Source organism: Bacteroides graminisolvens, assembly GCF_963666085.1.
Classification (GTDB): domain Bacteria; phylum Bacteroidota; class Bacteroidia; order Bacteroidales; family Bacteroidaceae; genus Bacteroides; species Bacteroides graminisolvens.
Genome location: NZ_OY762556.1, coordinates 1 through 25,838, shown reverse-complemented (window position 1 = coordinate 25,838; position 25,838 = coordinate 1). Strand labels below are relative to the sequence as shown.

Below are 25,838 nucleotides of genomic sequence, written 5' to 3'. Positions count from 1 at the left end.
AAAAAGGTGTGCTCAACCTAAATTCGGTTGAGCACTGTTTCAATTAATGTATCGATGGTCTTTTTATAACCGGTATTGGCTTCTTTGATGAGGCGGTTGGCTATGACCATGCATACGGTCATGGCTTTGTGTCCCATGAGTTTGCTTAGCCCTGCCAATGCGGAACTTTCCATCTCGAAGTTGGTTATCTTGTAACCTTTGTACGTGAAGTTTTCAATCTTTTGATTTTGGTCGGGGTCGGCAAGAGGAATGCGTAATTCGCGTCCCTGAGGTCCGAAAAATCCTCCGGCTGCAATCGTCACACCGCGCACCATGTCTCCGTGATCTATACGGTTAATCAGTTCCTGATTGGCGTCAATCACGTAAGGAGCCGGAGCACAGAGGTTCCCTTTCCACCCCATGTGGGCTAAGAAAGCATTCTCAAATTCCAGATCACACGCTTCGTTACGACCGGCATAGAAGTTGAGTAACCCGTCAAAACCAATGGATTTCTCCGAGCAGATGAAAGTGCCCACGGGTGTGTTGGGCTGTAACCCTCCACAAGTGCCTATTCTGACGAGTTCCAATTGGCGGAACGTTTCTTTTTCTTCGCGGGTTGTAAAGTCAATATTAGCCAGCGCATCGAGTTCGTTCATCACGATATCTATGTTGTCGCAACCAATGCCCGTTGATACGACGGTAATTCGTTTACCTTTGTAGGTACCGGTAATGGTTTTGAACTCACGGCTTTCAATCTCACATTCTTTTTCTTCAAAATGTGAGGCTACCAATGACACCCTACCGGGGTCACCCACCAGGATGACCTTGTCGGCCAACTGTTCCGGTTTCACGTGAAGGTGAAACACGGAACCGTCTTCATTGATAATCAGTTCTGAAGAAGCAAAATATTTTTTTGTCATAAGTAAAGGTCCTTTTTATTTATTCGCCAAGGGGTTTCCCTTGATTTGCAGATGGTTTTGCTATATTTTCCCTCATAGAAGTATCTGCTTCAATATTCTTCATACGATAGTAATCCATGATTCCCAGGTTTCCGCTTCTGAATGCTTCGGCCATTGCTTGTGGTACTTGTGCTTCAGCTTCAATAACTTTAGCTCGTGCTTCCTGGGCTTTAGCTTTCATTTCTTGTTCAGTAGCTACGGCCATGGCTCTGCGCTCTTCGGCTTTTGCTTGCGCAATGTTTTTATCGGCATTGGCTTGGTCTATTTGCAAAGCAGCACCAATGTTCTTACCAATATCAATATCTGCAATATCAATGGATAGTATTTCGAAAGCAGTACCGGCATCGAGCCCTTTTCGTAACACTAGTTTCGAGATTGAGTCCGGGTTTTCAAGCACGGCTTTATGATTTAAAGACGAACCGATGGAAGATACGATACCTTCACCAACGCGAGCTAATATAGTATCTTCGCCAGCGCCACCTACTAATTGTCTGATATTGGCACGTACGGTAACACGGGCTTTAGCAATGAGCTGAATTCCGTCTTTGGCAACAGCAGTAACAGGAGGGGTGTCAATCACTTTGGGGTTAACAGACATTTGTACGGCTTCAAACACATCGCGTCCTGCCAAGTCAATGGCTGTAGCCATCTGGAAAGTCAATTCGATGTTGGCTTTGGATGCCGATACCAGTGCATGCACCACTCTCTCTACATGACCACCGGCCAGATAGTGAGCTTCCAGTTCATCACGGGTGATGTTGCTAAGTCCGGCTTTGTGTGCCTCAATCATACCGGGTACGATGATGTAGGGAGGAACGTTTCGGATACGCATTAAAAAGAGCTGTATCAGCGAAATGTTTACTCCGGATACTTTGGCCGATAACCAAAGGAAGAATGGCACATAGTGAAAAAACAGAATGAGAAAGATAATGCCTCCGACTACGAAGATTATCGTTAAAAACGTACTGTCTATCATAATAATAGTATTTAGTGAATATTATTTTTTAATTTCTTTGACCAGAATGACCCCGTCGGTAATGCGTTCAACGATGATAGGGGTCTTTTCATCTAAAAAGCCGTCGGTTGATTTGACTTCTATTATATCACCATTTATTTCTGCATAGCCGATAAGAGCCAATCGGGTGGTGCATACACCTTGATCACCCACTCTGACACGAGAGGCTGCAAGTTTGTCGACTTTGTAGGTGATGTTTTTCTTCAGAGCCAACTTGTCGAGTGTTTTAGATCGCATAAACCAAATCAATGAGCCGATGCAAGCCAGTATGGAAACGGACAGTGTAATGAATCCGGCTGTTTGTCCCAAATAGGTAAAGGCGTGGTAATTGGCATAAGCCACACAAGCCAAAGCCGATATGCCGGCAATACTGATTCCCGGAATTACAAACAGTTCAACCAAGAAAAGGACGATCGCTGCAATGATAAGCACAATAATAATAAGTATATCCATAGACATTATTTTTTAAGGTATTGTATTTCTTCGTTACGTACGCGGGTCGATAACGTATCTAATTGATGTGACATTTCCTCTACTCTTTTTTCTAAATCGAGTATGGCTGCCGACATCTTTTTCTGATCTTCGGCTGAAGCATCTCCGTACCAGTCACGCTGGCTGCTCAGCTTACTGCTTTGCTGGCGGTAATCCTTGCACAACTGTTGGTATTCCCTGAACAGTTCTTTGCTTTGCTCAGATTGGAATTGGTCAATTTTGTGGTAGGTTATCTGATCGTTAACGATAAACTCAAAATCATAGTTCTTTTCTTCCCTTGGCTTCTGACTGATAGCAGCTTCTAATCTTTCTTTGGCTTCTTTTACTGCGTTTTTATCTTTCCAAGTCAGGGAGATGGACGAAAGCCTGGCTATATTCTTTATCAGCTCCGGATCCATGCTTTCGTAATTGTAGGTTTGTTTGGAAGTGTTGGGGATGAAAACGTAAATGCACACTTTGTCAGCAGGCTGAAAACGATCGGAAGCAAACCAACCCAGGTCATTGTATTCGTCAACGGCAAACATGTAATCGTTGTAAGGTGAGTTAAACGGCATGCCTACGTTTTCGGAATTCAAAAAGGTGTCTGTCCCGGTGTTGTAACGAGTTACAAAGATATCATACCCACCCATTGAATTTTCATTGTCGGATGCGTAATAAATAGTAATTCCATCGGTCAGCACAAATGGGTAATTGGCATTTCCATTATCATTAATGCTTCCCGGTAGTGGAGTTCCTTCTCCCCATTGATCGAGCATTTTGTTTTTAGTAAAAATGTCTAATGTTTTGTTACGTCCGCGTTCACTGTAATATATCTTGTTCCCAATTTCAGTTTCATAAACCGTTCCTACGTTCTTTCCTTCTGATCCGAAGAATTGATTGTAGGTAAATAGCTTTCCCGATTCTTCACTTAATTTGTAGGTTGCCAGAAAATTCCGTTTGTCAACAACAAAACTGTCGATAATGCAAACTTCTTCTACTCCTTTTAGCATACGGGCATTCACTTTTGTCTTTTCTAATAGCTTTTCCAGATCGTCAACCGGTTGTTTCTTCTTAGAATTGGCCTGTATTTGTTCTTCAAGCAGCATGACTGCGTCATCAAACCGATAGAGTGTATTATACGTTTCGGCAAGGAAGAATGGTGCATTCTGTATTTTCTTTTTTACGGCCAGTTCCAGAGGCTTTATCGCTGCGCGGGGCTCATTTGTTTTGAGACAACATACTCCGTACCAATAATTGTAACTGGCATTGGCTGGCTGAGATTTAAAATATTTCTTGAATACCGGTTTCGATTTTGTATATTCACCTTTTAAAAACATGGCTTTTGCTTCTTCAAGCGTTTGTGCCGAAAGAAAGCTAACGATGCAACAGAATAGAAAAAGTATAATCCCTCTTTTCTTCATTATTATATTCAACTTTATGTTCAGAAGTTCAAAAATACAAATATTTTATAAATAACACTTCCTGCCTGTATTTCTATTATGTTAATTCTTCTTTAAATGATTCTTTTGGCTTACTTTTGCACCCAATTTTGAATTTATGGCAGAGTTAACAAAGGAAGATGTATGTATCAACCGTATCAATAAGCGGTTTGGCAAAGGAGTTATACAATACGGATTAATTGAGGATGGCGACAAAATACTGGTTGGCCTATCGGGTGGAAAAGATTCGTTGGCGTTGGTTGAGCTTCTTGGGAAGAGGGCACGCATTTTTAAACCCCGGTTTTCTGTGATAGCGGTACATGTTGTGATGAAGAATATTCCTTATCAAAGTGATTTGGAATACCTCAGAAACCATGCAGCCGCCTATGATGTTCCGTTAATTGTATTTGAAACATCCTTTGACCCTACTATGGATACCCGAAAATCTCCCTGTTTTTTATGTTCATGGAATCGTCGGAAAGCTCTCTTTGCAGTAGCTAAGGAGAGCGGATGCAACAAGATTGCGTTAGGGCATCACATGGATGATATACTTGAAACGCTGTTAATGAATATGACTTATCAGGGGGCTTTTAGTACGATGCCTCCTAAACTGGTTATGAGGAAATTCGATATGACAATCATTCGCCCGATGTGCCTTATTCATGAAAGCGATTTGCTGGAACTGGCCGAGATTAGGAATTACAAAAAACAGGTGAAGAATTGTCCGTACGAATCAGGGTCGAGTAGGAGCGACATGAAAGGGGTTTTGAAGCAGTTGGAAAGTATGAACCCGGAAGCTCGTTATAGTTTGTGGGGGAGCATGACAAACATACAGACTGATTTGTTGCCGGACGCGATGAAAGAATCTATATTATAAAAATATAATCCATATGATGTCTCAAGGAGTTTATTCTATTTTGTTACTTATTGTTTCCAATGTATTTATGACATTCGCCTGGTACGGGCACCTGAAATTGCAAGATGCTAAACTGATTGATAACTGGCCGCTTATTATGGTGATTCTTTTCTCATGGGGAATAGCTCTGTTTGAATATTGTGCGCAGGTGCCTGCCAACAGGATGGGTTTCCACGGCAATGGCGGTCCTTTCACACTGATGCAGCTCAAGGTGATTCAAGAGGTGATTACGCTGGTTGTGTTCACACTGTTCTCTACTCTTTTATTCAAAGGTGAATCACTCCATTGGAATCACCTGGCGGCATTCTTGTGTTTGATTTTGGCTGTTTATTTCGTTTTTATGAAGTAGTTTATTGTTTCTCTGCAATATACTTCTTCATCCCTTTGGTGAAATAGTTTTGAAAGTTACCTTTTTCATCACTGTAAATGAAGTATGCCTCAATTTCAGGATGTGCATTGGCAAATGCTTCGGCTTTTTCCAATCCCATAACCATGAATGCGGTCGCTAATGCATCGGCTGTCATACAGTCTTTAGCCACAACTGTGGTCGACAATAAATTGTGTTGTACCGGATAACCTGTTTTAGGGTTAATGGTGTGGGCATACTTTTTCCCATTTTTGTAATAGAAATTGCGGTAATTGCCTGAAGTCGCCATACCTACATCGGTGAGCTGAAGAATTGTTTGCAGTTCTTGGTTCATAGACAATGAGTCGTCAACGGGTTTGTTTACCCCGATGCGCCAAGCTTCCTTTTTCGGGTTATGTCCTCTGGCTACTATTTCACCTCCAATTTCTACCATGAAGTTTTTTACACCGTGTCTTTGCAGTACGCCTGCTATTACATCACTGGCATATCCTTTGGCAATGGCACTGCAATCGAGCATAATACGGGCATCTTTCTTTATAATCTTACCTTGGGCAAGTGATATTTTCTCGTAGCCTGTAATTTGTAGTAAGCTATCAATCGTCAGACTATCTACTTGCTGGTTTTTCTTAAAACCAAATCCCCAGGCATTGACCAAAGGAGCTACGGTTATATCGAATGCGCCATCTGTTTCCTTTGATATTTCCATCGAACGGTTATAAACGTTTAAGAAAAAGGAATCGGGTACGACTTCTTTGTTCTGATTTATTTTAGATATAACAGAGGTGTCGTTGAACGTTGACAAGGACCCATCGAAAGTTTTAAATGCTTTCTCTATCTCGGGCTTTAAGTCGCCATCGTACTGATAAGTAACGTGGTAAACGGTGCCGAAAATAAGACCTTCTATACTGTTATAGGGCGTTTGTTGCTCACGGCGAATAATATAAATGGTGCCCAAAACCAGTGGAATTAACCACAAAAGCTTTGTTTTTGAATTCTTTGTATTCATACTTGTATCTTAAAACGGGAGTTTATAAATAAGTGAGTAGGTGATTCCCATTTGCGAATCTCCATATTTTCCAAAACCGGGTACATACCAGGGATTAGCGTATTCACTGATGGATGATGAGGTCTTATACTTTTTGCGGACGGTCCATCCCATCATAAAATCTTTGAATATCTGCACACGTACTCCGGCTACCAGTTCAAACCATTGCATGCTGCCTTTAAGTCCGGTGCGCCGATAAGGTAAACTGCCGCCCCAAATGCCGTCAACAATATCCGGATTACTGGTTTGACCCGGCCAAATGGGATCTTGCAAAGGAGTTGTTTCAACATCATAATTAAAACTGCTTGCACCGTAACGAAACCCCACGAAAAGGTGATTTTCTCTTTGCTTCTTATACATGGTGTTGAAGTTCATTCCCACCCTAAAATAAGGAGCGCTGCTTTTGTAGTGTATGCCTCCATCGTCTTGCCATTTGTTGGCTTTACCATATCCTACTTCTACAACCGGAAAGAATTTATTCTTAAGATTCACGTCTATGCTAACTTCAGAACTGATAAAGTCTCCTCCCAATAGGCTATTGCCCAAACCGAATAAATCGGCTCCTACATATACTCCGTTATAGAGAGGAAAAACAACTTTGTTTTCGTCTTTCTTCTTGCTGTCTGCCTTGCCGGCCGGTCGCTTATTAGCCGGTTGAATCTGGCTGAATAGAGGCTGTGCCGATAGCAAAAGAACAATCAGACTAATAAAAAAGTTTGAGATTCTCAGTCCCTGTAGTATTGGCTTCTTCATCTGATATGTATATTGAATCTAATTGATGCTTGGTATAACTTACTTTTTCCACAACCTGGCTAACTTGGTAACCACAATCCATCGATATAAACTTGGGGGTGTTGGTGTGGATAACCCGTATGGTATCTTTTATGTTGTTGATGTACTTCAGCACAAAGGTGGTTGTGTCACTGGTATAGCGCAAAGGCAGGGAAAAGCTTCGAACTTTGGCTTCTCTGTTCAGTATGATTGAGTCAGTACCCAATGCAGTAACATGGAGTGAATCTAAAGTGTCTTTTACAGCTTTGCTGTCTTCCAGTGTATAAACGTTACAAGTGAGGCTTTCTCTGCCGTATTGCGAACAATTTTCTTCTTCCACGCATGAAGCAACACTTAATACAACGTAAGTAGTTGCCAAAGTATACATGAATCGTTTTGTAATCAGATTCTTCATTATTTGATCATGTTTAGTTAGGATCTATTCGATCATACTATTTCTTCAATTTGGTAGTTATTTCTTTCCGGAGCATTTCTGGAGATCAACTCGCCTAAAAAACCGGCCAAAAATAGTTGGGTACCAATAATCATAGCAGTAAGCGATAAGTAAAAATAGGGCGATTCGGTGACCAATCGGTACGGCATTCCGTTGTACATATTATACAATTTGGAAACTCCTACCGCAATGACTGAGATGAATCCCAGCAAAAACATCAACGAGCCCAATAAACCGAAAAAATGCATGGGCTTTATTCCAAATCGCGATAAGAACCACAATGATATGAGGTCTAAATATCCATTCACAAAACGATTTAAACCGAATTTAGTGGTTCCGTATTTGCGAGCCTGATGTTGCACTATTCTTTCTCCTATTTTTTTAAACCCAGCGTTCTTGGCCAAATAGGGTATGTAACGGTGCATTTCACCGTATACTTCGATGTTCTTAACAACTTTTTTCCTGTAAGCTTTCAGTCCGCAGTTAAAATCATGAAGGTTCTTGATTCCCGATACTTTACGGGCCGTGGCATTAAACAACTTAGTGGGAAGAGTTTTTGAGAGCGGATCATATCGTTTTTGTTTCCATCCGGAAACCAGATCGTAGCCTTCTTCGGTAATCATACGATATAATTCGGGTATTTCGTCGGGGCTGTCTTGCAAGTCTGCATCCATTGTAATCACGACTTCCCCCTGAGCTTCCTTGAACCCACAGTACAAAGCCGGAGATTTACCATAATTCCGGCGGAACTTGATTCCTTTAACGGTTTCACCCGATGTAGCTTTAAGTTGCTCTATTACTTCCCAAGAATTATCAGTACTTCCGTCATTGACGAAAATGACCTCAAATGAATAGTTATTTGCTTTCATCACTCTTTCGATCCAGCTATAAAGTTCGGGAAGTGATTCTTCTTCATTATATAATGGAATAACAACAGATATATCCATGATTTATATTTATTCTATGTTTTTCTTTCTTTTCATTACAATTAATGCAGTGGGTATGGCCAGTATGCTGCAATAAAAAACATTTTGCGACAAGAGTTGCAAGGTAATGTCAGTGGGACTGAATGCTTTGATTACATTCATCGCCTCCTTGATTTGTGTTATATAGGAATCCATTCCCGGCAAAGTGTTTTGGGTAGCCGCATTGAGAATGTTTGTATAAGTATTAATTATATAGCCATGGTCTATGAAACGAAAATAAATATAATGTGCTACGGCTGTGAGTAATGCGGCAAACATATACATGAATACGGTAAACATCCATGCATGGCCGAAGCTGATTTCTCCGCCGCATATTTTATTCCTATAAATTCGGGTATAGTAATACCCCATGAACGGTACACCTAAGGTTAGCCCCAGAAATAAGAAAAGTAAGAATGGAATAGTTAATCCCAAGGGGAATAGGCTGAATTTTAAGATCCAGTAAACTCCCATGTACGTGCCAAAATGCATGGCGTATTTTTGTATGTGACTTCTGCTCTCTGCCATTTCTTTTTGTTATAATTGTGCACAAAGTTAGTACTTTCCACGAAATACCTGTTCATAAACAAGTATAAGTTTCATTGCAAAGATAGGTCCGGTAAGGAAAAGATTGACGCTTTGCAGGTTAATTTTTGTTTTTTTGCAAATAGTTTGGCATATTAATCGATTGATAGGTAGCTAGTTACATATTTACCTATCAAAAAAGTTTAGGCAAGGTATTGCAGGTTTGCTAAAAATACCTACCTTTGCGCCCGGGTAAGTCCTATACGGCCAGCTCCCTTCGAATCCTCCAGGGCTTGATCGCAGCAAAGGTAGTTGGTTGTAGCGGCGCGATATAGTAAGCTTACCCACCTGCCTCTTTAGCTCAGTTGGCCAGAGCACGTGATTTGTAATCTCGGGGTCGTTGGTTCGAATCCGACAAGAGGCTCAAAAAAGCGTTTCTTTCTACAGAAACGCTTTTTTTATATACTTCCTCTTCCTTTCTTTTCAGATTCGCCTTTTTTATCTACATTTGTGTTATCACTTTGTACACTAAACACCAATTACTATGAAAAGATACTGGCCGGTATTAAGACACTGGAGTATTATCTCTTTATTCTTTTTAGGTTTTGCCTTTCCTGTCTACGCTGATTGGAATAGTTTTATTATCAATTATAATAAAAACCTCTACGGTAAGGGCTCGCAGACTTGGCAGATTGCTTCTTATGATGCCAACTGGGTGTATTTCGCAAACAAAAATGGCATGCTTCAATTTGATGGAAGCTCATGGAATGTGTTCGCTTTACACAATCATTCGGATGTGAGATCAGTGCTTCCTTCTACCTCTCAAAAGTGTATTTATGTAGGTGGAATCAACGAATTCGGGTACTTTAAACCGGGAAAAGGTGGAAAGCTTGTGTATGTTTGCATGTCTGACTCGATTCCTGATTCAAACCGTTTTATCGGCAACGTTTGGCGTATTCATGAAAATGATAATATACTCTATATACAAGGTGACGGGAAAATACTAAAATATTTGAATGGTAAATACACGGCAATAGATGCGGCAGCCAAAATTGAATGCTCCGCCATGGTTAATGGGGTATTGTACATAGGAACGGATTATGGAGTGTATGTTCTGGTTGGCAATACCTTTTTCCCTTTGCAGGGTGCGGAATCATTAATGTCGAAGCGCATTAGAGGAATTATTCCTCATGGGAAAGGGGTGATTGTTGTCACTGCCTACGATGGCCTTTTTTACTGCGATGGAGGCGTTACTCGTCCTTTCTTAACAGGCGCCGAAACTTTCTTGAGGGATAACGAAGTGTTTTGCGTTGCTTCATCCGGAAATCAAATAGCTTTGGGAACCGTCCATAAGGGTATTATTCTGGTTAATAAGCAAACTCTGGTCACAAAGTATTTCAATGAGAACAACGGTCTTCAGAATAATACCGTACTTTCCATGGCTTTTGACCGTTCTCATAACCTATGGGCTGGTCTTGATAGCGGAATAGATTATATATGCCTGAATTCATCGCTCACTAATCTATACACCTATCCTTATTCGTTTGGAACCGGGTATGCCGCATTCTTACACAATGATTTCTTGTATTTGGGAACAAATAGGGGGCTTTATTACGTGAAATATCCTGTTGTTATGAATGATAATTTACCGGATATAAAGCCGGTAGGGCATTCCAGTGGACAGGTGTGGAACTTATGCAAAATAGGAGATGATCTTTTTTGTTTGCATGATAGAGGATTGTTTTTGGTAAAAGGTAACGAGATGGAACGTGTTGGTTATATCTCGGGTACATGGACCTGTGAACAGATCATGGGCAAAAAGAATCAAATGTTCGTCGGAGTTTATGACGGAATGTATCTACTTGAAAAACAAAATGGCACATGGAAAGTTGTCCATAAAATAGATGGTTTGTTTGACTCTTGCCGTTTCTTTGAACAAGAATCATCACGTGTTATATGGGTTTTTAACTCGGATAAAACATTGCGGATTGAATTAAGTGCGGACTTAAAAAGAGCTGAGAATATAAAGTCGTATGGGATGACAAAAGGATTTCCCTCCGAAAGAGATATTTATGTCAGCAAATTGAATCATAAAATCTACTTTGCCACTCCCAAAGGAGCATATGAGTATAATGATAAGAGTGATTGCATGCAACACTCTAAGGAAATAGATAATTTATTGAATGGAACCACCACGTATTCACGTTTACTGGAATTTAATAATCACGTTATCAGCCTGAGTCATAAAGAAATTTGTATTGCCAATTTGCGTAATTACAAAAAAGGAGCGGCCACTGTTGTTGTTCCTATAGAATTGCCGGGTGTTGAATTGGTGCAGGGAGCCGAGAGAATAGTTCCTTTAAATGATTCATTGATGGTTATCCCCAATGATTATGGATTTGCCATGTTGAAAGTGCCGGCCCAAAAGATAAAAAAGGACTATAGCCGGTCTATGTTTGTACGTAAAGTCTTCGTTTCATACCCCAAAGATTCATTGGTTTATATAGGCAATTTTTTGGGAGAAAAAGAAAATACCAGAATTCCGTATGCGCATAATTCAATACGTATTGAATATGCCATATCATCTTTTACGCAAGGTGAGGAGGTTAGCTACCAGTATCGTCTGAATGGCGGTGAATGGTCGGACTTTACTGTTTCTTTGACTAAAGAATACAGTAATTTGCCCGAAGGCGACTATGTATTTGAAGTAAAAGCAGTATTTCTTGATGGCAGTAGTTCTGCCGACACTTTTTCTTTTCAAATTCTGCCTCCCTGGTATAGAACAGCGATAGCTTATGCAATATACTTGGTTTTGTTTCTTTTGGCTTTATGGTATGTTTATCGCTGGGATGATTCACGTGTAAAACGTAAAAAAGAGCAGGTAGTAGTTGAAAAGGATAAAGAGATTCATCATTTGGAAAAAGAATACGAGAAAGAGAAGGCTATAAAGGAAAGACAAATTATGGAACTTGAAAAAGAAAAGTTGGAATACGATTTGCAACATAAAAGTCAGGAGATGGCCAATCTGATGATTAATTTTGTTCGCAAGAACGAAATGCTTACCGAGATTAAAGCCGATTTGTATAAGGTTGTTTCCAGCATGAAAGGAGATGGCACCAGAGATGCGAAACAAATGCTGCTGGTGGTTAACAATAAAATCGATGCTAACATCCAGTCGGATGAACTCTTGAAACGCATTGAAGATCAGTTCGATCTTATTCACAATAACTTTATGAAGCATTTGGGAGAGAAACATCCCGATCTATCTTTAAATGAACGCATGATGTGCGCTTATCTTAAAATGAATCTTTCCAGTAAGGAAATAGCTCCTCTTTTAAATATTTCCATTAGGGGAGTTGAAACAATCCGTTATCGTCTTCGAAAGAAATTTGAGTTGGAAAGAGATGAAGGATTAACTGAATATTTAAACACTAAAATTTAACTCCTGTTCACATGGTATTAATAAGGCTGCATTTTGATGTGGCCTTATTTGTTATATATGCTTTATAACATAAATGACGAGTTGGATTGGTGTATATATAAAACATTGATTATCAGCTGATTATTTATTTTTGACGTATTGGTAACGTATTTAAATTTTTGAATTGACGTATTTAGGAATGCTATTTTATGATATCATTCATGCCCAAATACATTATGTTTGCATCGTTCGACAAGGAACAGTGTTAATCTTAATTTATCAAATTTATGAAAAAATTATTTTTCTTATTTCTTTTTTGGGGGATTGCACTTACTGTATTTTCACAGAATATACAGATAAAAGGTGTAATCGTAGGCGGGCAAGACAGTGAACCTTTGCCCGGAGTTAATGTGGTAGTGAAAGGGACTACTAATGGTACAATTACAGATCTCGATGGTCAGTTTACATTGAATGCCCCTTCTGATTGTATCTTATCTATTTCCTATGTAGGATATAAATCGCAAGAGGTTTCAGTTAAAGGTAACCGATCACTGAGAGTCGTTTTGCAAGAAGATACCGAAACGCTCGATGAGGTTGTAGTTGTGGGCTACGGTGTTCAGAAGAAAAGTGTTGTAACAGCAGCTATTAGCCGTGTAACAGCAGAGGAATTGAATGTAGCAAAACCTTCACGCGTTGAAGATGCATTAAAAGGAAAAGTATCCGGTGTGCAAATAACTCAGAGTTCCGGCCAACCGGGGTCCGATTCCAAGGTGAGGATTCGCGGTATTGGTACCGTAAACAACAGCGACCCTTTATATATTGTAGATGGCATGCCTGTTGATGGTGGCATTGGTTATTTGAACCCGGTAGATATTCAGTCAGTTGAAATACTGAAAGATGCCGCTTCTGCTGCTATATATGGAGCACGCGCTGCCAACGGTGTAGTGTTGGTTACTACAAAAACCGGAGATGGAGGCACTGGCAAAGGATTAGGTAAGGCTACTGTAAATTACAACTTTAGCTATGGATGGCAGAATCCGTGGAAGAAGAAATCTGTGCTCAATGCAACTGAATACATGGTTATAATGAATGAAGCGCAGATTAATGATGGGAATGCTCCCAGATACACTGCAGATCAGGTTGCCAACGCCGGTAAAGGTACCGATTGGCAAGATGAAACATTCAATTATGATGCTCCCGTTCAAAATCATCAAGTAAGTATCAGTGGGGGTGGTGAAAAAGTCTCTTATTTCCTCTCTTTAGGTTATTTTAATCAAGAAGGTATTGTTGGTGGTGATTATGGCAAATCAAATTATGACAGATGGAGCATTCGTACAAATTCTACTTATAATGTGTTTGAGGATAATAGCCGCAAATTCCTTAATAAAGTAAGAGTAGGAGTGAATGTTGGTTACTCAAGAGGAAAATCTACAGGAATTGAAACCAACTCTGAATATGGTTCTATTCTGGGTAGTGCACTCACTTTTTCTCCTTTGGTTTCTGTATATGCAAGTGACACCGAAGCGGCTAATATATTGGCAGCACATCCTTATGCGGTAAAAGATAAAGATGGTCGCGTTTATTCTATTCCTCCTTCGGGCTTTCAAGAAATTGCAAATCCAGTTGCTATGTTGCATCAACCTCGTTCGGAGAAAAACAACGAAGATAAATTTGTAGGTACTTTCTGGGGAGAAATAGATGTATTGCCCGGACTTAAATTCAAAAGTAGCTATGGATTCGACCTCGCATTTTGGGGGAAAGACGGATATGAATTTCCTTATTTCTTGGCAAACCAAGGCAAAGACGTAACACAAAGTTCCGTTTGGAGTGAGATGAATAGAGGTTATAAGTGGCAGGTTGAAAATGTATTGACTTACAATAAAACATTTGCTAGCAATCATAATCTGACTGTGGTATTAGGTCAATCTGCTCAAAGGTACACCTATCGTCAATTAGGGGGCAGTGATTATGATTTACTTGAAAATGATCCGTCAAAAGCAAATATAAACTCTGCTATAGCCGATAGAGATGACGAACGTGTTTATGGTGGAACCGGTGGGTATAATAATGCTAGTTTAGCGTCTTATTTTGGTCGTATTGATTATAACTATGCAGAGAGGTACATGATACAGGCAACTGTACGCCGCGATGGTTCTTCTCGATTTGGCCCTAGTCATAAATGGGCTGTATTTCCTGCTGTATCTTTAGGATGGAACGTATCCAATGAACCTTTTATGGAAAACAGACCGGATTGGTTGACTTCTTTGAAACTTCGTGCAAGTTGGGGTAAAAACGGTAATGAGAATATTGGTAATTTCCGTTACACATCATTGATGGATGGCGGACAGAATTATTATTTTGGTGGTGGCTACGTAGTTGCTACGGAAAGTAAAAATGGTGTGATGCAGTATGGTAGTTCTCCGGCTGCAATACCTAATCCCGATGTGAAATGGGAAGAGTCTGAACAAACCGATTTAGGTTTTGATATCCGCTTCTTTAATAATGCTTTGAATTTTGGCTTTGACTATTTCAAGAAAAAGACAAATGGTATGTTGATGGATCAGCCTATTCCAAGTTATGTTGGGCAGAGCGCACCCATTGCCAATGCCGGTGATATGGAGAACTGGGGATTGGAATTTGAAATGGGATGGAAGCAGTCATTGGGAGATTTTAAATATTCTGTAAACGCCAATGCTTCTTATTTAAAGAACAAACTGATAAAATTGGGTAATGCTTCAGGAGAAGCTATTTATGAAAACGCTGGTGCATCAGGTTTAGGTAGTTATGTAAAAGGTAAGAATGGTGAAGTTTACCCGTTCTTCTATGGATACAAAACCGCCGGTATTTTCCAAAACCAGGCACAAGTTGACGCTTACGTAAATGATAAAGGAGTTAAATTACAACCTAAAGCCCAGCCGGGTGATGTTATCTTTGTTGATTATGATAACAGTGGCGTAATTGACGATGCTGATAAAACCAAAATTGGTAAGGGAATGCCTGACTGGACTTTCGGATTGACGTTAAATGCAGAGTGGAAAGGTTTTGATCTTAATTTATTTTTCCAAGGTACTGCCGGAAATGATGTGTTTGACTTTTCACAACGTGGTGATATCCCTGCTATGAACCGTCCAACATGGATACTTGATCGTTGGATTGGCGAGGGTACTTCTAATAAAATACCACGCATGACATCATCAAATCCCAATAGCAACTGGCGTTCTTCTGATTTATATATCAAAGATGGAAGTTATGTCCGCTTAAAAACTGCTCAGTTTGGATATACCTTGCCGGCAATGTGGACTCAAAAAGTGTCTGTTCAAAAGTTGAGAGTTTATATTGCAGCAGAGAACTTGTTGACTTTCACCGGGTATGACGGGTTTGACCCCGAAGTTGCTTCAGGTGGATATACTACTATTGGTATTGATCGTGGTATATATCCGCAGGCAAGAACCATTTCTGTGGGAGCAAATATTACTTTTTAATTCTTAAATGATAAATGGTATGAAAAATAATAAATTCTTAATGATAATAGCAGCCGCTTTTGTTGTACTTGGTACAACTTCATGTGGTGATGATTTTCTAACAGCCTCCTCCACGGAGAAACAAGAAGCCGGAGGAGCAGCTACCGAAGGAGCTATCTTATCTAATTTAGGCTCTGCTTATCAGATATTGTTGTTTGACAGTTATGCAAATAGCAACTACAACAGTGTGCCGCTGATGTCTGACCTTCGTTCGGATGATATTTATAAAGGTGGTGGAGATGCCGGTGACCAGGGACAATTATACAAACTGTCACAGTTTACTTCATCGGCCGATGAAAATATAACCGGTTTATGGAGTATCTATTATACGGGGCTTGCTCGTTGTAACAATGTAATTATAGCTTGTGGAAATGCAGTGAATGTGCCCGAAGCCACACTTGAACAATACAAAGCAGAAGCACATTTCTTACGCGCTTACTATGTTCATTTGTTATGGAAGTTCTGGGGAAATATTCCTTATTTTGAAGAACCCTTAACTAGTGCACCTTACATGGCAAAACAATTCAAGGCTGACGACATTTACAAAGAAATCATGGAAGACATTGATTTTGCTGCTACTGAAGGAAAATTACCCATGAAAGTTTCTGCAGCCAATACGGGGCGTGTTTCACGTGCTGCTGTATTGATGCTGAAAGCTCGTGTTGTTTTGTACCAGAAAGATGCATCAAGATATGCCGAATTGGCTAAAGACATGGAAGAACTTATTTCTACCGGAGGATATGACCTTTATTCAAACTTTGATGCCATGTGGAATGATGAGAATGAATTTTGCGTAGAATCAATCTTTGAAAGTAACCAGTTGCCCGAAGGAAAAACTTGGTCAAGCGGTTGGCAAGGATATGGAACTAACCTTCCTGCGTTTATTTCTCCTAATGGACTGACTGACCCGGCAGAGGTATTTAAAGGAGGCTGGGGATTCGGACCGGTAAGACAGGCTGCTTATGCCGTATATGAAGATGGCGATACTCGTTTGGCCGGATCAATTAATGCATGGCCGGAAGGCAGTTATACTCCGCGCTTTCAGGATACTGGCCTATTCATGCGTAAGTATTCGGCTCGTATAGGTTATAACCCTCCTCCCGGAGACCAAGACTTAAACTACTGCAATAATGTACGTATCTTCCGTTTTGCCGAAGCTTTGCTTAATTATGCCGAATTGGTTGTTATTCATGGTCAAACCGAAGTGAACGGCTTATCCGCCCAATCATGTTTAGACAGAATCCGCAAACGCGCCTTTGGAGCTGATAATTCTATTCCGGCAACAGCTGAAAATATAAAACTAGAAAGACGTCGGGAATTCTTGGGCGAAGGTATGCGCTTTTGGGACATTGTTCGTTGGGGAGACACCTCTTTGTTGAACGATAATGATGCAGCACACAATTCGGTTCGTACCTGGAATGATTACATGAAGTATCTTCCTATTCCTCAAGGTGAACTTGATAAGACAAAAGGAACTGAATATGAATTAGAACAAAATACAGGTTGGAATTAAGATGAACCGTAACAAGTTAATACGAAACAATATGAAAAATATATTTAAAACAGGTATACTGGCTTTGTTATCAGTTCTTTTGATGACAAGCTGTGACCCTCAAGAAAACAATGAATATGGTTTGGGGACTACACCGACAGAAACTGATTTGTCGTTTACTGCAACTCCGTCTTCCTCAAAGGCAAATATTATAGTTCTTAAGAACACCTCTTCTGTTTCGGGTGTTGCTACATGGAATTTGGGCAATGGTGCAACGGCCAAAGGTGAATCGGTTGAGGCTCAATATCCTTTCGCAGGTACATACACCGTTTCATTAACGCTGTATACCACAGGTGGTTCTGCTACTGTAACTAAGCAAATTATTATTGCTGAAGACGATATGTCATTGCTTGATACTCCGATGTACAATGCTTTAACAGGCGGTGCAGCTAATCTGGCAGGAAAGACTTGGGTATTTGACGAATATCACGACGGGCACTTTGGTGTAGGTCCGGTGCTTAATGATGACGGTAGTGTTTCTACTAGTCCGTCATGGTGGTCATGCCCTGCTTCTGGTAAAGAAGGAGCCAGCTTGTATAAGCAAGAGTTCACCTTTATTCAGGTTGGTGTGAAGATGATATGGAAAAATAATGGTTACATCTATACCAATGCCAATGGTAAAAATGCATTGGGAATAAGTGACTTTATAGAAAATCCGGGTGGTGCTGGTGACTTTGATGTGGCATATACGCCTCAAGCTGAATATACTTTTGCTTTAGACGAGAATGAGAAAACGCTTACGTTAAGCAATGATGCTTTCTTGGGGCATTATGCAGGTACATCTACCTATAAAATTGAATCGTTGACCGATGATGCTCTTTATTTGAGTTGTGCTAGTAAAGTAGAATCCGGCAATAAATGGTGGTATCGATTTATTCCTAAAGAGAAAAATGTGAAGCCTGTGGTACCTGTTAAAGCAGTTGCTTTAGCCGAAAACTTTGAAAAGGAGAAATTGTCTGTCGACTTTAAGCGCGAGGAAATGGGCACGTTACAACACATTTATGCAAACCCTGCTCCAGTACCGGTTAATGAATCCAAACTCGTTTATTTGTACCAAAAAACATCTGCATTCTATTCAAACATATCTTATACCGTAACCGGATATAAATTTGATTTGACTGAAATGAATAAGGTAAGAATGAAAGTATATATTCCTTCGTACAATAACTATGAAGATGTATTTGCTACAGCCGGTGATTGGGTTACTATTAACAAACTACAGTCACAAGTTGCTGTGAAGTTGCAAAATAGTAATCTGGGTACTACTTCATATACTACGCAGACTGAAATCGTTAAAGCCAATCTTCAGAAAGACAGATGGTTGGAACTTGAATTTGATTTTAGTTCCGTGAAAGATCGTAAAGACTATGACAAGATAGTGATTCAGTTTGGCGGTGAAGGCCATGCTGCGCCTGGCATATTCTTCTTTGATGATTTCTCTTTTAATAAATAAGCAAACCCATAAGGGCAGCGCAAGCTGCCCTTATAATGGTTACAACCTACAATGATGATATGATGAGAAAAGTCCTTTTATTGATGTTTATTTCTATTTTACCTTTCATTTATTGCTGTAGCAGTGATGATCCGGTATCTAAGCCTGACGCCGTTTTAATCAGTATTACTCCACAGTCTCTGGAACTCACCGGGCAAGCTGAGAATAAAGTATTGCAAGTCAGTTCGAATGCTGATTGGGAGGTTATAAGCAGCCAGAGTTGGTGCAAAGTAACTCCCTCTTCAGGTTCAACCGGAGCGGCTAGTGTTACTATTACTGTTGAAGAGAATACTTCCGGTTCACCCAAAACAGCAGAACTGACATTCAAATCGGGTTCGTACACAGCAACTTATTCAATTTCTCAGCCGGCCAAAATTATTGCTCCTGCCGGTTATCAGTTGGTGTGGAATGATGAATTTAATGCATCAAGGCTGAGTGGTGGAAGACCTGCTTTACCTGCTACTACTAATTGGTCTTATGAAACAGGTAACAACGGTTGGGGAAATAATGAGCTGCAAAATTATATATCAGGTTTCTCCGGCACTGATACGTGTGCGGTTGTGACCGACGGTAAGTTGAAGATTATTGCTAAGAAGGTTGGTAATCAGGTACTTTCCATTCGTATGAATACGAGGCAGAGCTGGAAATACGGTTATTTTGAAGCCCGCTTAAAACTGCCTAAAGGAAAAGGAACGTGGCCTGCCTTCTGGATGTTACCTAAAAACTTTACGGCATGGCCCGATGATGGTGAGATAGATATTATGGAAGAAGTAGGCTACAATGCCAATTACGTATCTTCTTCCATTCACTGCAAGGCCTATAACCATTCCATCGGCACTCAGAAAACAAAAGAAATTCTGCTTTCAACAGCGCAGACGGAATTTCATGTTTACGCATTGGAGTGGACGGAAGATTATATCAAAACGTTTGTCGACGGCAAGGAGCTTTTCTACTTTGCCAACGATAAAACCGGTAACAAAAACACCTGGCCGTTTAATGCGCCGTTTTACCTGAAGTTAAATCTGGCCTGGGGCGGTAACTGGGGTGGCGCGCAAGGGGTAGATGAAAGTGTGTTACCCGCCACTTACGAGATCGACTATGTGCGTGTGTTTCAAAAATAATTAATGTAAATAGATATGAGAATTGGTAAAATCCTTCCGGGATGTTTGTTGCTTTTGTCTTTGTCTTCCTGCGGTACGGTGCAGGAAAACAAAGATAAAGTGATTGAAAACAAGATTGAAACTCTTTTGTCGAAAATGACATTAGAAGAGAAGATCGGTCAGATGAATCAGATCAGCTCTTTGGGTAATATTGAAGAGATGAGCGTAGCCATTAAAAAAGGTGAAATTGGCTCTATCTTGAATGAAATTGATCCCGTTCGCGTCAATGCGTTGCAACGGGTGGCTGTTGAGGAGTCACGCATGGGCATTCCTTTGTTGATTGCGCGTGATGTGATTCATGGTTTTAAAACTATTTTTCCTATTCCGTTGGGGCAGGCTGCTACGTTCAATCCTGCCGTTGCAGAAGAGGGGGCGCGTGTTGCTGCCATTGAGGCCTCTGCTGTAGGTATCAGGTGGACGTTTGCTCCCATGATTGACATTGCCCGCGATCCACGCTGGGGACGTATAGCCGAAGGATGCGGAGAAGATACGTATCTTACTGCCGTGATGGGCGCTGCCATGGTGAAAGGCTTCCAAGGTGATTCGTTGAATGACCCGACCGCCATCGCTGCTTGTCCCAAGCATTTTGTGGGTTACGGTGCTGCCGAGGGTGGTCGTGATTACAATTCTACTTTCATTCCCGAACGAAGATTGCGGAATGTGTATTTGCCGCCGTTTGAGGCTGCTGCAAAGGCTGGTGCAGCTACGTACATGACTTCTTTTAATGACAACGACGGAGTGCCTTCTTCGGGCAATGAGTTTATTCTAAAGCAAGCGCTTCGCAAGGAATGGGGATTCGACGGATTCGTGGTGTCTGACTGGGCTTCGATCAAAGAAATGATCCCTCACGGATTTGCCGCTGATGAAAAAGATGCTGCAATGAAGGCTGCCAATGCGGGGGTAGATATGGAAATGGTTAGTTACACGTACATGACTCATCTCAAAGATCTTATCAAAGAGGGAAAGGTAAAGGAAGACGTTGTCAATGAGGCGGTACGTAATATTCTTCGAATCAAGTTCCGTCTGGGACTTTTTGAGAATCCTTATGTTGACGAAAAGCGTCAGTCGGTTATGTACGCACCGGAACATTTGGCGGCTGCCAAACGCGCTGCGGCAGAGTCGGCCATACTGCTCAAAAACAATGGAATTTTGCCGTTGAAAGAAACGGTGAAAACGGTAGCTGTGGTTGGCCCCATGGCCGATGCTCCTTACGAGCAAATGGGTACCTGGGTGTTCGATGGCGATAAAGCATATACGCAAACTCCTCTGAAAGCCATTCAGGCACAATATGGTGACAAGGTAAATGTTATCTATGAAGCCGGATTGGATTTCAGTCGCGATAAAAATACAACGGGCATTGCGCGGGCAGCTGCTGCGGCAGCTCGTGCAGATGTGGTACTGGCATTTGTGGGTGAGGAATCCATCCTTTCGGGAGAAGCTCATTGCTTGGCCGACTTGAATCTGCAAGGTGCACAGTCTGACTTGCTGGCAGCGTTGGCCAAAACAGGTAAACCGGTGGTGACCGTTGTCATGGCGGGTCGCCCGTTGACCATTGAAAAAGAAGTCAACCAGTCGGCTGCTGTGTTTTACTATTTCCATCCGGGTACCATGGGTGGTCCGGCAATAGCCGATTTGTTGTTTGGTAAAGAAGTGCCCAGCGGAAAAACACCGGTAACCTTCCCTAAAATGGTGGGGCAGATACCCGTTTACTATTCGCACAACAACAGCGGACGCCCCGCTACACGCAATGAAATTTTATTAAACGATATTCCGGTTGAGGCCGGACAAACGTCATTGGGCTGTACATCTTTCTACATGGATGCCGGCTTTGACCCGTTGTATCCATTCGGATACGGACTGTCTTACACTACTTTCTCGTACAGCAATATCAAGCTGGCTTCGGGCACGCTGAAGAAAGATGATGTGTTGAAGGTGACATTTGACCTCGAGAATACGGGTAAATACAAAGGAACCGAAGTGGTTCAATTGTATGTGCAAGACAAGGTGGGCTCAGTAACCCGTCCGGTGAAAGAGTTAAAAGGTTTTATGCGTGTTACTTTACAGCCGGGAGAAAAGAAGTCGCTCTCTTTTGAACTGCCGGTAAGCGAATTGGCTTTTTGGAACATCGACATGAAACATGTTGTTGAACCCGGAGACTTTGCTCTTTGGGTAGCAGGCGACAGCCAAAGCGGACAAGAAATAGCTTTTAAGGTAGGAGAATAGAAGATTGTTGTTGTTTGACAGGCAGAAGGGGCAGGTGTGGTAACACATTTCTTCTTCTGCCTTTTTTTGTTCACCCCTGCTACTGCCTTCGGTCTAATCGTTTTGATTTTTATGTTATTGGTTTTGATGGTGGTGTTTTTTAGTGAAAGGCATTCGCTTTCTTTTTTCCTATCTTTGTAGGGCAAGTCACGACATTTATCAACGCTAAATAATATAAAATTATGATTAACCGGATTATTTTAAACGAAACCTCTTATTTTGGAGCAGGCTGTCGCACGGTGATTGCTACGGAAGCAGCTCGTCGCGGATTCAAGAAAGCCTTTTTTGTAACTGATAAGGACCTGATTAAATTTGGTGTTGCTGCCGAAGTGATCAAGGTTTTGGATGATGCCAAAATTCCTTACGAACTTTACAGCGATGTAAAGGCAAACCCTACCATTGCCAATGTACAAAACGGTGTGGCTGCTTTTAAAGCATCCGGAGCCGACTTCATCATCGCATTGGGCGGAGGTTCTTCTATTGACACAGCTAAAGGTATTGGTATCGTTGTGAATAACCCCGATTTTGCCGATGTGAAGTCGCTTGAGGGTATTGCCGACACAAAAAACAAAGCCGTTCCTACTTTTGCTTTGCCTACCACTGCCGGAACTGCTGCCGAGGTAACCATCAACTACGTAATTATTGATGAGGAAGCTAAAAAGAAAATGGTATGTGTTGACCCCAACGACATTCCCGCTGTTGCCATTGTTGACCCTGAATTGATGTACTCTATGCCGAAGGGACTGACTGCCGCAACGGGTATGGATGCCTTGACTCATGCCATTGAAAGTTACATCACACCGGGCGCGTGGGTGATGAGTGACATGTTTGAAATGAAAGCCATCGAAATGATTGCTGCCAATTTGAAGGCTGCTGTTGACAATGGTAAAGACACGGCTGCCCGTGAAGCCATGGCACAAGCACAGTACATTGCAGGTATGGGATTCTCTAATGTAGGTTTGGGTATTGTGCACTCTATGGCGCATCCGCTGGGAGCGTTCTACGACACACCGCACGGCGTGGCCAATGCATTGCTGTTACCTTACGTGATGGAATACAATGCCGAATCGCCAGCTGCCCCCAAATACAAAGAGATAGCTAAGGCAATGGGTGTAAATGTTGACGGTATGAGTACTGAAGAAGGTGTGAAAGCTGCTGTTGATGCAGTGAAAGCTCTTTCTATAAGCATTAACATTCCGCAGAAGCTTAGCGAAATCGGCGTGAAAGAAGAAGACATCCCTGCTTTGGCAGTAGCTGCTTTCAACGATGTTTGCACAGGAGGTAATCCTCGTTCTACTTCAGTAGAAGACATTGAGGCTCTGTATCGCAAAGCGTTCTAAAACAACTGAAATCAATTCATAAAAAAGGCCGGGGCAAATCGCTTCCGGCCTTTTTCATAAATTATATTCTCTCTTTTATTTGATGCGTTTGTAACCATAAACGGCACGGTCGCCCAATTCTTCCTCAATACGGAGCAATTGGTTGTACTTAGCCATACGGTCAGAACGGCTCAAAGAACCAGTCTTAATCTGTCCGCTATTGGTTGCTACTGCAATGTCAGCAATTGTTGCATCTTCTGTTTCGCCTGAACGGTGAGAAGTAACAGTGGTGTATCCGTGACGGTGAGCCATTTCAATGGCATTCAACGTTTCTGTCAGCGAACCAATTTGGTTAACTTTGATCAGGATGGAGTTAGCACAACCTTCTTCAATTCCTCTTGACAGGAAGTCAACATTGGTTACGAACAAGTCGTCACCTACCAACTGACAGCGTCCGCCGATACGGTCGGTTAGCTTCTTCCAACCTTCCCAGTCGTTTTCACTCATACCATCTTCAATAGAATCGATGGGGAATTCGTTAATCAAATATTCCAGGAAGTCAACCTGCTCATCGGCAGTTCTTTTCACTCCTTTGGCACCTTCAAACTTGGTGTAATCATACACGCCGTCTTTGAAGAACTCAGAAGCAGCACAGTCCAGTCCGATGGTGATGTCCTTTTTAGGCTCATATCCGGCTGCCTTGATAGCTGCCAATATTGAGTTTAATGCATCCTCGGTACCTTCCAGAGTAGGAGCGAAGCCACCTTCGTCACCTACGGCAGTGCTCAGTCCGCGATCTTTCAATACTTTTTTCAATGCGTGGAACACTTCGGCACCCATGCGCAAACCTTCTTTGAAAGATTTGGCACCTACGGGACGAATCATGAATTCCTGAAAAGCGATAGGAGCGTCACTGTGTGAACCACCGTTAATGATGTTCATCATCGGCACAGGCATTACGTATGTGTTAACACCACCGATGTATCTGTAAAGGGGCAGGTCCAAGTAAGCGGCAGCAGCCTTAGCTACAGCCAGAGACACACCTAAAATGGCGTTGGCACCCAGTTTGGATTTAGTAGGAGTACCGTCAAGTGAAAGCATCAGATGGTCGATACCTCTTTGGTCGAGTGCAGAAACACCCACCAAGTGCGGACCAATGATGTTATTGATGTTATCAACCGCTTTCTGTACGCCTTTGCCGCCATAACGGGCTTTGTCGCCATCGCGTAACTCCAGCGCTTCGTGTTCACCGGTTGAGGCTCCCGATGGAACGGATGCTCTTCCTACGATACCTGATTCCAACAATACATCCACCTCAACTGTGGGGTTACCTCTTGAATCGAGGATTTCTCTTCCTGTAATTTTTTCTATTTTCATAATTCAAACTATGATTGATTTGATTTCTTTTTATGTTGCAAAGATACTTTTTTGCAGGGTGTGCGCCTCTACCCACAAATGGGTATTCATTGCTGCACCATTACCACCTTTTAGGTAGCTTCGTATCTAAAAACAATTTCGAACACAAAATGTTTGTTTTGCAACATTTTTTTGCCTGTATTTTTTGCCGAGTGAGAACCTGCAACAGGTGTTGGAGCACTTCACGAAAAAGCACCCAAAAACGGTCACGACTCGTGCTTCTAATTGCCCCGAGCAATTCAAAATGTGCCCCGAGCAATGGAGGCGATTGCCCTGAGCAGTTGGGTGGATTGCCACGAGCAATTTGTTGCCGTGAAAGCAAGCTAATACTCCCAGCAGAACTTCCTTTCATCCCACACCGAAGTCACGGCCGGACGAGGTGGTGCTCCCTCCGGGATGGGCAATCCGCAATACGTTCGCTGTCCGTCGACCAGCTGCTCGAAGCGGTACACATCCGTGGCAGCAGCCTTTTCAATCAGCTTTCGCAAGCGTTTGTTCGTAACAGTGCCCTGACGAATGAAGTTGCTGAAGTACGACTTGACATCGCGCAGCGAACAGATCGTAACCTCCGTTCCCTGCAACAGCACGTGTTCCCTGAAAGCCTTGGAGATGATCTCCAGGTGCGGCAGGAAAGCACCACTCAACCCCGAGTGTATGGCCTGAAGCTCCAGCCATGAAGGCTCCCCCAACGCTTCGTTCAACCAAGTCTCCCAAAAAGAAGATTTGCTGCCGCTGCTGCTTTCTTTTTCAGAAGCGGTAGCTTCTTTTTCTTTTCTCTTAATTTCTTCT

General features: G+C 41.8%; 20 protein-coding genes and 1 tRNA gene. 10 read left to right on the top strand and 11 right to left on the bottom strand.

Annotated elements, in window-relative coordinates; genetic code table 11:
- Positions 1–17: 17 nt before the first annotated feature.
- The 4 genes from ACKPCE_RS00105 to ACKPCE_RS00090 are packed head-to-tail and all read right to left on the bottom strand — an operon-like array spanning position 18 to position 3,845.
- Positions 18–899, bottom strand: a complete 882-nt coding sequence (locus ACKPCE_RS00105; protein WP_319503739.1) for a nucleoside phosphorylase — start codon at positions 897–899, stop codon at positions 18–20.
- A gap of 19 nt (positions 900–918) precedes the next feature.
- The gene (floA, locus tag ACKPCE_RS00100; RefSeq protein WP_276962173.1) at positions 919–1,914 is read right to left on the bottom strand and encodes a flotillin-like protein FloA; all 996 of its coding nucleotides are present in this window, start codon (positions 1,912–1,914) and stop codon (positions 919–921) included.
- Between the two features lie 21 nt (positions 1,915–1,935).
- Positions 1,936–2,406 carry an NfeD family protein gene (locus tag ACKPCE_RS00095; protein ID WP_024997698.1) on the bottom strand — a complete coding sequence of 157 codons (471 nt, stop codon included), beginning with the start codon at positions 2,404–2,406 and terminating at the stop codon, positions 1,936–1,938.
- A gap of 5 nt (positions 2,407–2,411) precedes the next feature.
- Positions 2,412–3,845 (bottom strand): hypothetical protein, encoded by a 1,434-nt coding sequence (locus ACKPCE_RS00090; protein WP_319503738.1) that lies wholly within the window; start codon positions 3,843–3,845, stop codon positions 2,412–2,414.
- Between the two features lie 136 nt (positions 3,846–3,981).
- Here ACKPCE_RS00090 and ACKPCE_RS00085 point away from each other — a divergent pair, with 136 nt between their 5' ends.
- Positions 3,982–4,740, top strand: coding sequence for a PP-loop family protein (locus ACKPCE_RS00085; RefSeq protein WP_319503737.1), 759 nt, complete (start codon positions 3,982–3,984; stop codon positions 4,738–4,740).
- 16 nt (positions 4,741–4,756) lie between these two features.
- Positions 4,757–5,128 (top strand): DMT family protein, encoded by a 372-nt coding sequence (locus tag ACKPCE_RS00080; RefSeq protein ID WP_024997696.1) that lies wholly within the window; start codon positions 4,757–4,759, stop codon positions 5,126–5,128.
- Position 5,129: 1 nt separating this feature from the next.
- On the opposite strand, the gene ACKPCE_RS00075 is transcribed toward ACKPCE_RS00080, so the two are convergent.
- From ACKPCE_RS00075 to ACKPCE_RS00055, 5 genes are read right to left on the bottom strand one after another with little or no spacing between them, the layout of a single operon-like run.
- Entirely contained in the window at positions 5,130–6,152 is a 1,023-nt protein-coding gene (locus tag ACKPCE_RS00075) for an FAD:protein FMN transferase (RefSeq protein WP_319503736.1), read from the bottom strand.
- A gap of 9 nt (positions 6,153–6,161) precedes the next feature.
- Positions 6,162–6,944, bottom strand: a complete 783-nt coding sequence (locus ACKPCE_RS00070) for a DUF6048 family protein (protein WP_319503735.1) — start codon at positions 6,942–6,944, stop codon at positions 6,162–6,164.
- A complete protein-coding gene (locus ACKPCE_RS00065; protein ID WP_277639388.1) occupies positions 6,895–7,377 on the bottom strand; it encodes a DUF6452 family protein in 483 nt (160 codons plus the stop codon). Before ACKPCE_RS00065 ends, ACKPCE_RS00070 begins: the two co-directional genes overlap by 50 nt.
- Positions 7,378–7,409: 32 nt before the next feature.
- Complete coding sequence (locus ACKPCE_RS00060) at positions 7,410–8,363, bottom strand: glycosyltransferase family 2 protein (protein ID WP_319503734.1); 954 nt, start codon at positions 8,361–8,363, stop codon at positions 7,410–7,412.
- 9 nt (positions 8,364–8,372) lie between these two features.
- The gene (locus ACKPCE_RS00055; RefSeq protein WP_276993844.1) at positions 8,373–8,909 is read right to left on the bottom strand and encodes a DUF4199 domain-containing protein; all 537 of its coding nucleotides are present in this window, start codon (positions 8,907–8,909) and stop codon (positions 8,373–8,375) included.
- A 347-nt stretch (positions 8,910–9,256) separates the two neighbouring features.
- On the opposite strand from ACKPCE_RS00055, the gene ACKPCE_RS00050 reads away from it, so the two are divergent.
- The 8 genes from ACKPCE_RS00050 (at position 9,257) to fucO (ending at position 23,654) form a co-directional block, all read left to right on the top strand.
- A tRNA-Thr gene (locus ACKPCE_RS00050) sits at positions 9,257–9,330 on the top strand.
- 120 nt (positions 9,331–9,450) lie between these two features.
- Positions 9,451–12,348, top strand: coding sequence for a triple tyrosine motif-containing protein (locus tag ACKPCE_RS00045; protein ID WP_319503733.1), 2,898 nt, complete (start codon positions 9,451–9,453; stop codon positions 12,346–12,348).
- 266 nt (positions 12,349–12,614) lie between these two features.
- A complete protein-coding gene (locus ACKPCE_RS00040; protein WP_319503732.1) occupies positions 12,615–15,809 on the top strand; it encodes a SusC/RagA family TonB-linked outer membrane protein in 3,195 nt (1,064 codons plus the stop codon).
- Between the two features lie 19 nt (positions 15,810–15,828).
- A complete protein-coding gene (locus ACKPCE_RS00035) occupies positions 15,829–17,361 on the top strand; it encodes a RagB/SusD family nutrient uptake outer membrane protein (RefSeq protein WP_319503731.1) in 1,533 nt (510 codons plus the stop codon).
- Between the two features lie 31 nt (positions 17,362–17,392).
- Positions 17,393–18,853, top strand: coding sequence for a PKD domain-containing protein (locus tag ACKPCE_RS00030; protein WP_276962151.1), 1,461 nt, complete (start codon positions 17,393–17,395; stop codon positions 18,851–18,853).
- A 59-nt stretch (positions 18,854–18,912) separates the two neighbouring features.
- On the top strand, positions 18,913–20,013 hold the full coding sequence (locus ACKPCE_RS00025) for a family 16 glycosylhydrolase (RefSeq protein WP_276962150.1): 1,101 nt from the start codon (positions 18,913–18,915) through the stop codon (positions 20,011–20,013).
- Between the two features lie 15 nt (positions 20,014–20,028).
- Positions 20,029–22,275 carry a beta-glucosidase BglX gene (bglX, locus tag ACKPCE_RS00020; RefSeq protein ID WP_319503730.1) on the top strand — a complete coding sequence of 749 codons (2,247 nt, stop codon included), beginning with the start codon at positions 20,029–20,031 and terminating at the stop codon, positions 22,273–22,275.
- A 224-nt stretch (positions 22,276–22,499) separates the two neighbouring features.
- Complete coding sequence (gene fucO, locus ACKPCE_RS00015; RefSeq protein ID WP_319505886.1) at positions 22,500–23,654, top strand: lactaldehyde reductase; 1,155 nt, start codon at positions 22,500–22,502, stop codon at positions 23,652–23,654.
- Positions 23,655–23,729: 75 nt separating this feature from the next.
- On the opposite strand, the gene eno is transcribed toward fucO, so the two are convergent.
- Together eno and ACKPCE_RS00005 are read right to left on the bottom strand one after the other, a co-directional pair.
- Positions 23,730–25,010: a phosphopyruvate hydratase gene (gene eno / locus ACKPCE_RS00010; RefSeq protein WP_319503729.1), complete on the bottom strand. Its 1,281-nt coding sequence runs from the start codon at positions 25,008–25,010 to the stop codon at positions 23,730–23,732.
- 362 nt (positions 25,011–25,372) lie between these two features.
- On the bottom strand, positions 25,373–25,838 hold a 466-nt coding region (locus ACKPCE_RS00005), incomplete at its 5' end, for a DUF7833 domain-containing protein (RefSeq protein WP_462676479.1).

Excerpts from the sequence above, each read along its gene's own strand:
- ACKPCE_RS00105 (WP_319503739.1), bottom strand. The coding sequence starts at position 899 with ATGACAAAAAAATATTTTGCTTCTTCAGAACTGATTATCAATGAAGAC.
- floA (WP_276962173.1), bottom strand. The coding sequence starts at position 1,914 with ATGATAGACAGTACGTTTTTAACGATAATCTTCGTAGTCGGAGGCATT.
- ACKPCE_RS00095 (WP_024997698.1), bottom strand. The coding sequence starts at position 2,406 with ATGGATATACTTATTATTATTGTGCTTATCATTGCAGCGATCGTCCTT.
- ACKPCE_RS00090 (WP_319503738.1), bottom strand. The coding sequence starts at position 3,845 with ATGAAGAAAAGAGGGATTATACTTTTTCTATTCTGTTGCATCGTTAGC.
- ACKPCE_RS00085 (WP_319503737.1), top strand. The coding sequence starts at position 3,982 with ATGGCAGAGTTAACAAAGGAAGATGTATGTATCAACCGTATCAATAAG.
- ACKPCE_RS00080 (WP_024997696.1), top strand. The coding sequence starts at position 4,757 with ATGTCTCAAGGAGTTTATTCTATTTTGTTACTTATTGTTTCCAATGTA.
- ACKPCE_RS00075 (WP_319503736.1), bottom strand. The coding sequence starts at position 6,152 with ATGAATACAAAGAATTCAAAAACAAAGCTTTTGTGGTTAATTCCACTG.
- ACKPCE_RS00070 (WP_319503735.1), bottom strand. The coding sequence starts at position 6,944 with ATGAAGAAGCCAATACTACAGGGACTGAGAATCTCAAACTTTTTTATT.
- ACKPCE_RS00065 (WP_277639388.1), bottom strand. The coding sequence starts at position 7,377 with ATGAAGAATCTGATTACAAAACGATTCATGTATACTTTGGCAACTACT.
- ACKPCE_RS00060 (WP_319503734.1), bottom strand. The coding sequence starts at position 8,363 with ATGGATATATCTGTTGTTATTCCATTATATAATGAAGAAGAATCACTT.
- ACKPCE_RS00055 (WP_276993844.1), bottom strand. The coding sequence starts at position 8,909 with ATGGCAGAGAGCAGAAGTCACATACAAAAATACGCCATGCATTTTGGC.
- ACKPCE_RS00045 (WP_319503733.1), top strand. The coding sequence starts at position 9,451 with ATGAAAAGATACTGGCCGGTATTAAGACACTGGAGTATTATCTCTTTA.
- ACKPCE_RS00040 (WP_319503732.1), top strand. The coding sequence starts at position 12,615 with ATGAAAAAATTATTTTTCTTATTTCTTTTTTGGGGGATTGCACTTACT.
- ACKPCE_RS00035 (WP_319503731.1), top strand. The coding sequence starts at position 15,829 with ATGAAAAATAATAAATTCTTAATGATAATAGCAGCCGCTTTTGTTGTA.
- ACKPCE_RS00030 (WP_276962151.1), top strand. The coding sequence starts at position 17,393 with ATGAAAAATATATTTAAAACAGGTATACTGGCTTTGTTATCAGTTCTT.
- ACKPCE_RS00025 (WP_276962150.1), top strand. The coding sequence starts at position 18,913 with ATGATGAGAAAAGTCCTTTTATTGATGTTTATTTCTATTTTACCTTTC.
- bglX (WP_319503730.1), top strand. The coding sequence starts at position 20,029 with ATGAGAATTGGTAAAATCCTTCCGGGATGTTTGTTGCTTTTGTCTTTG.
- eno (WP_319503729.1), bottom strand. The coding sequence starts at position 25,010 with ATGAAAATAGAAAAAATTACAGGAAGAGAAATCCTCGATTCAAGAGGT.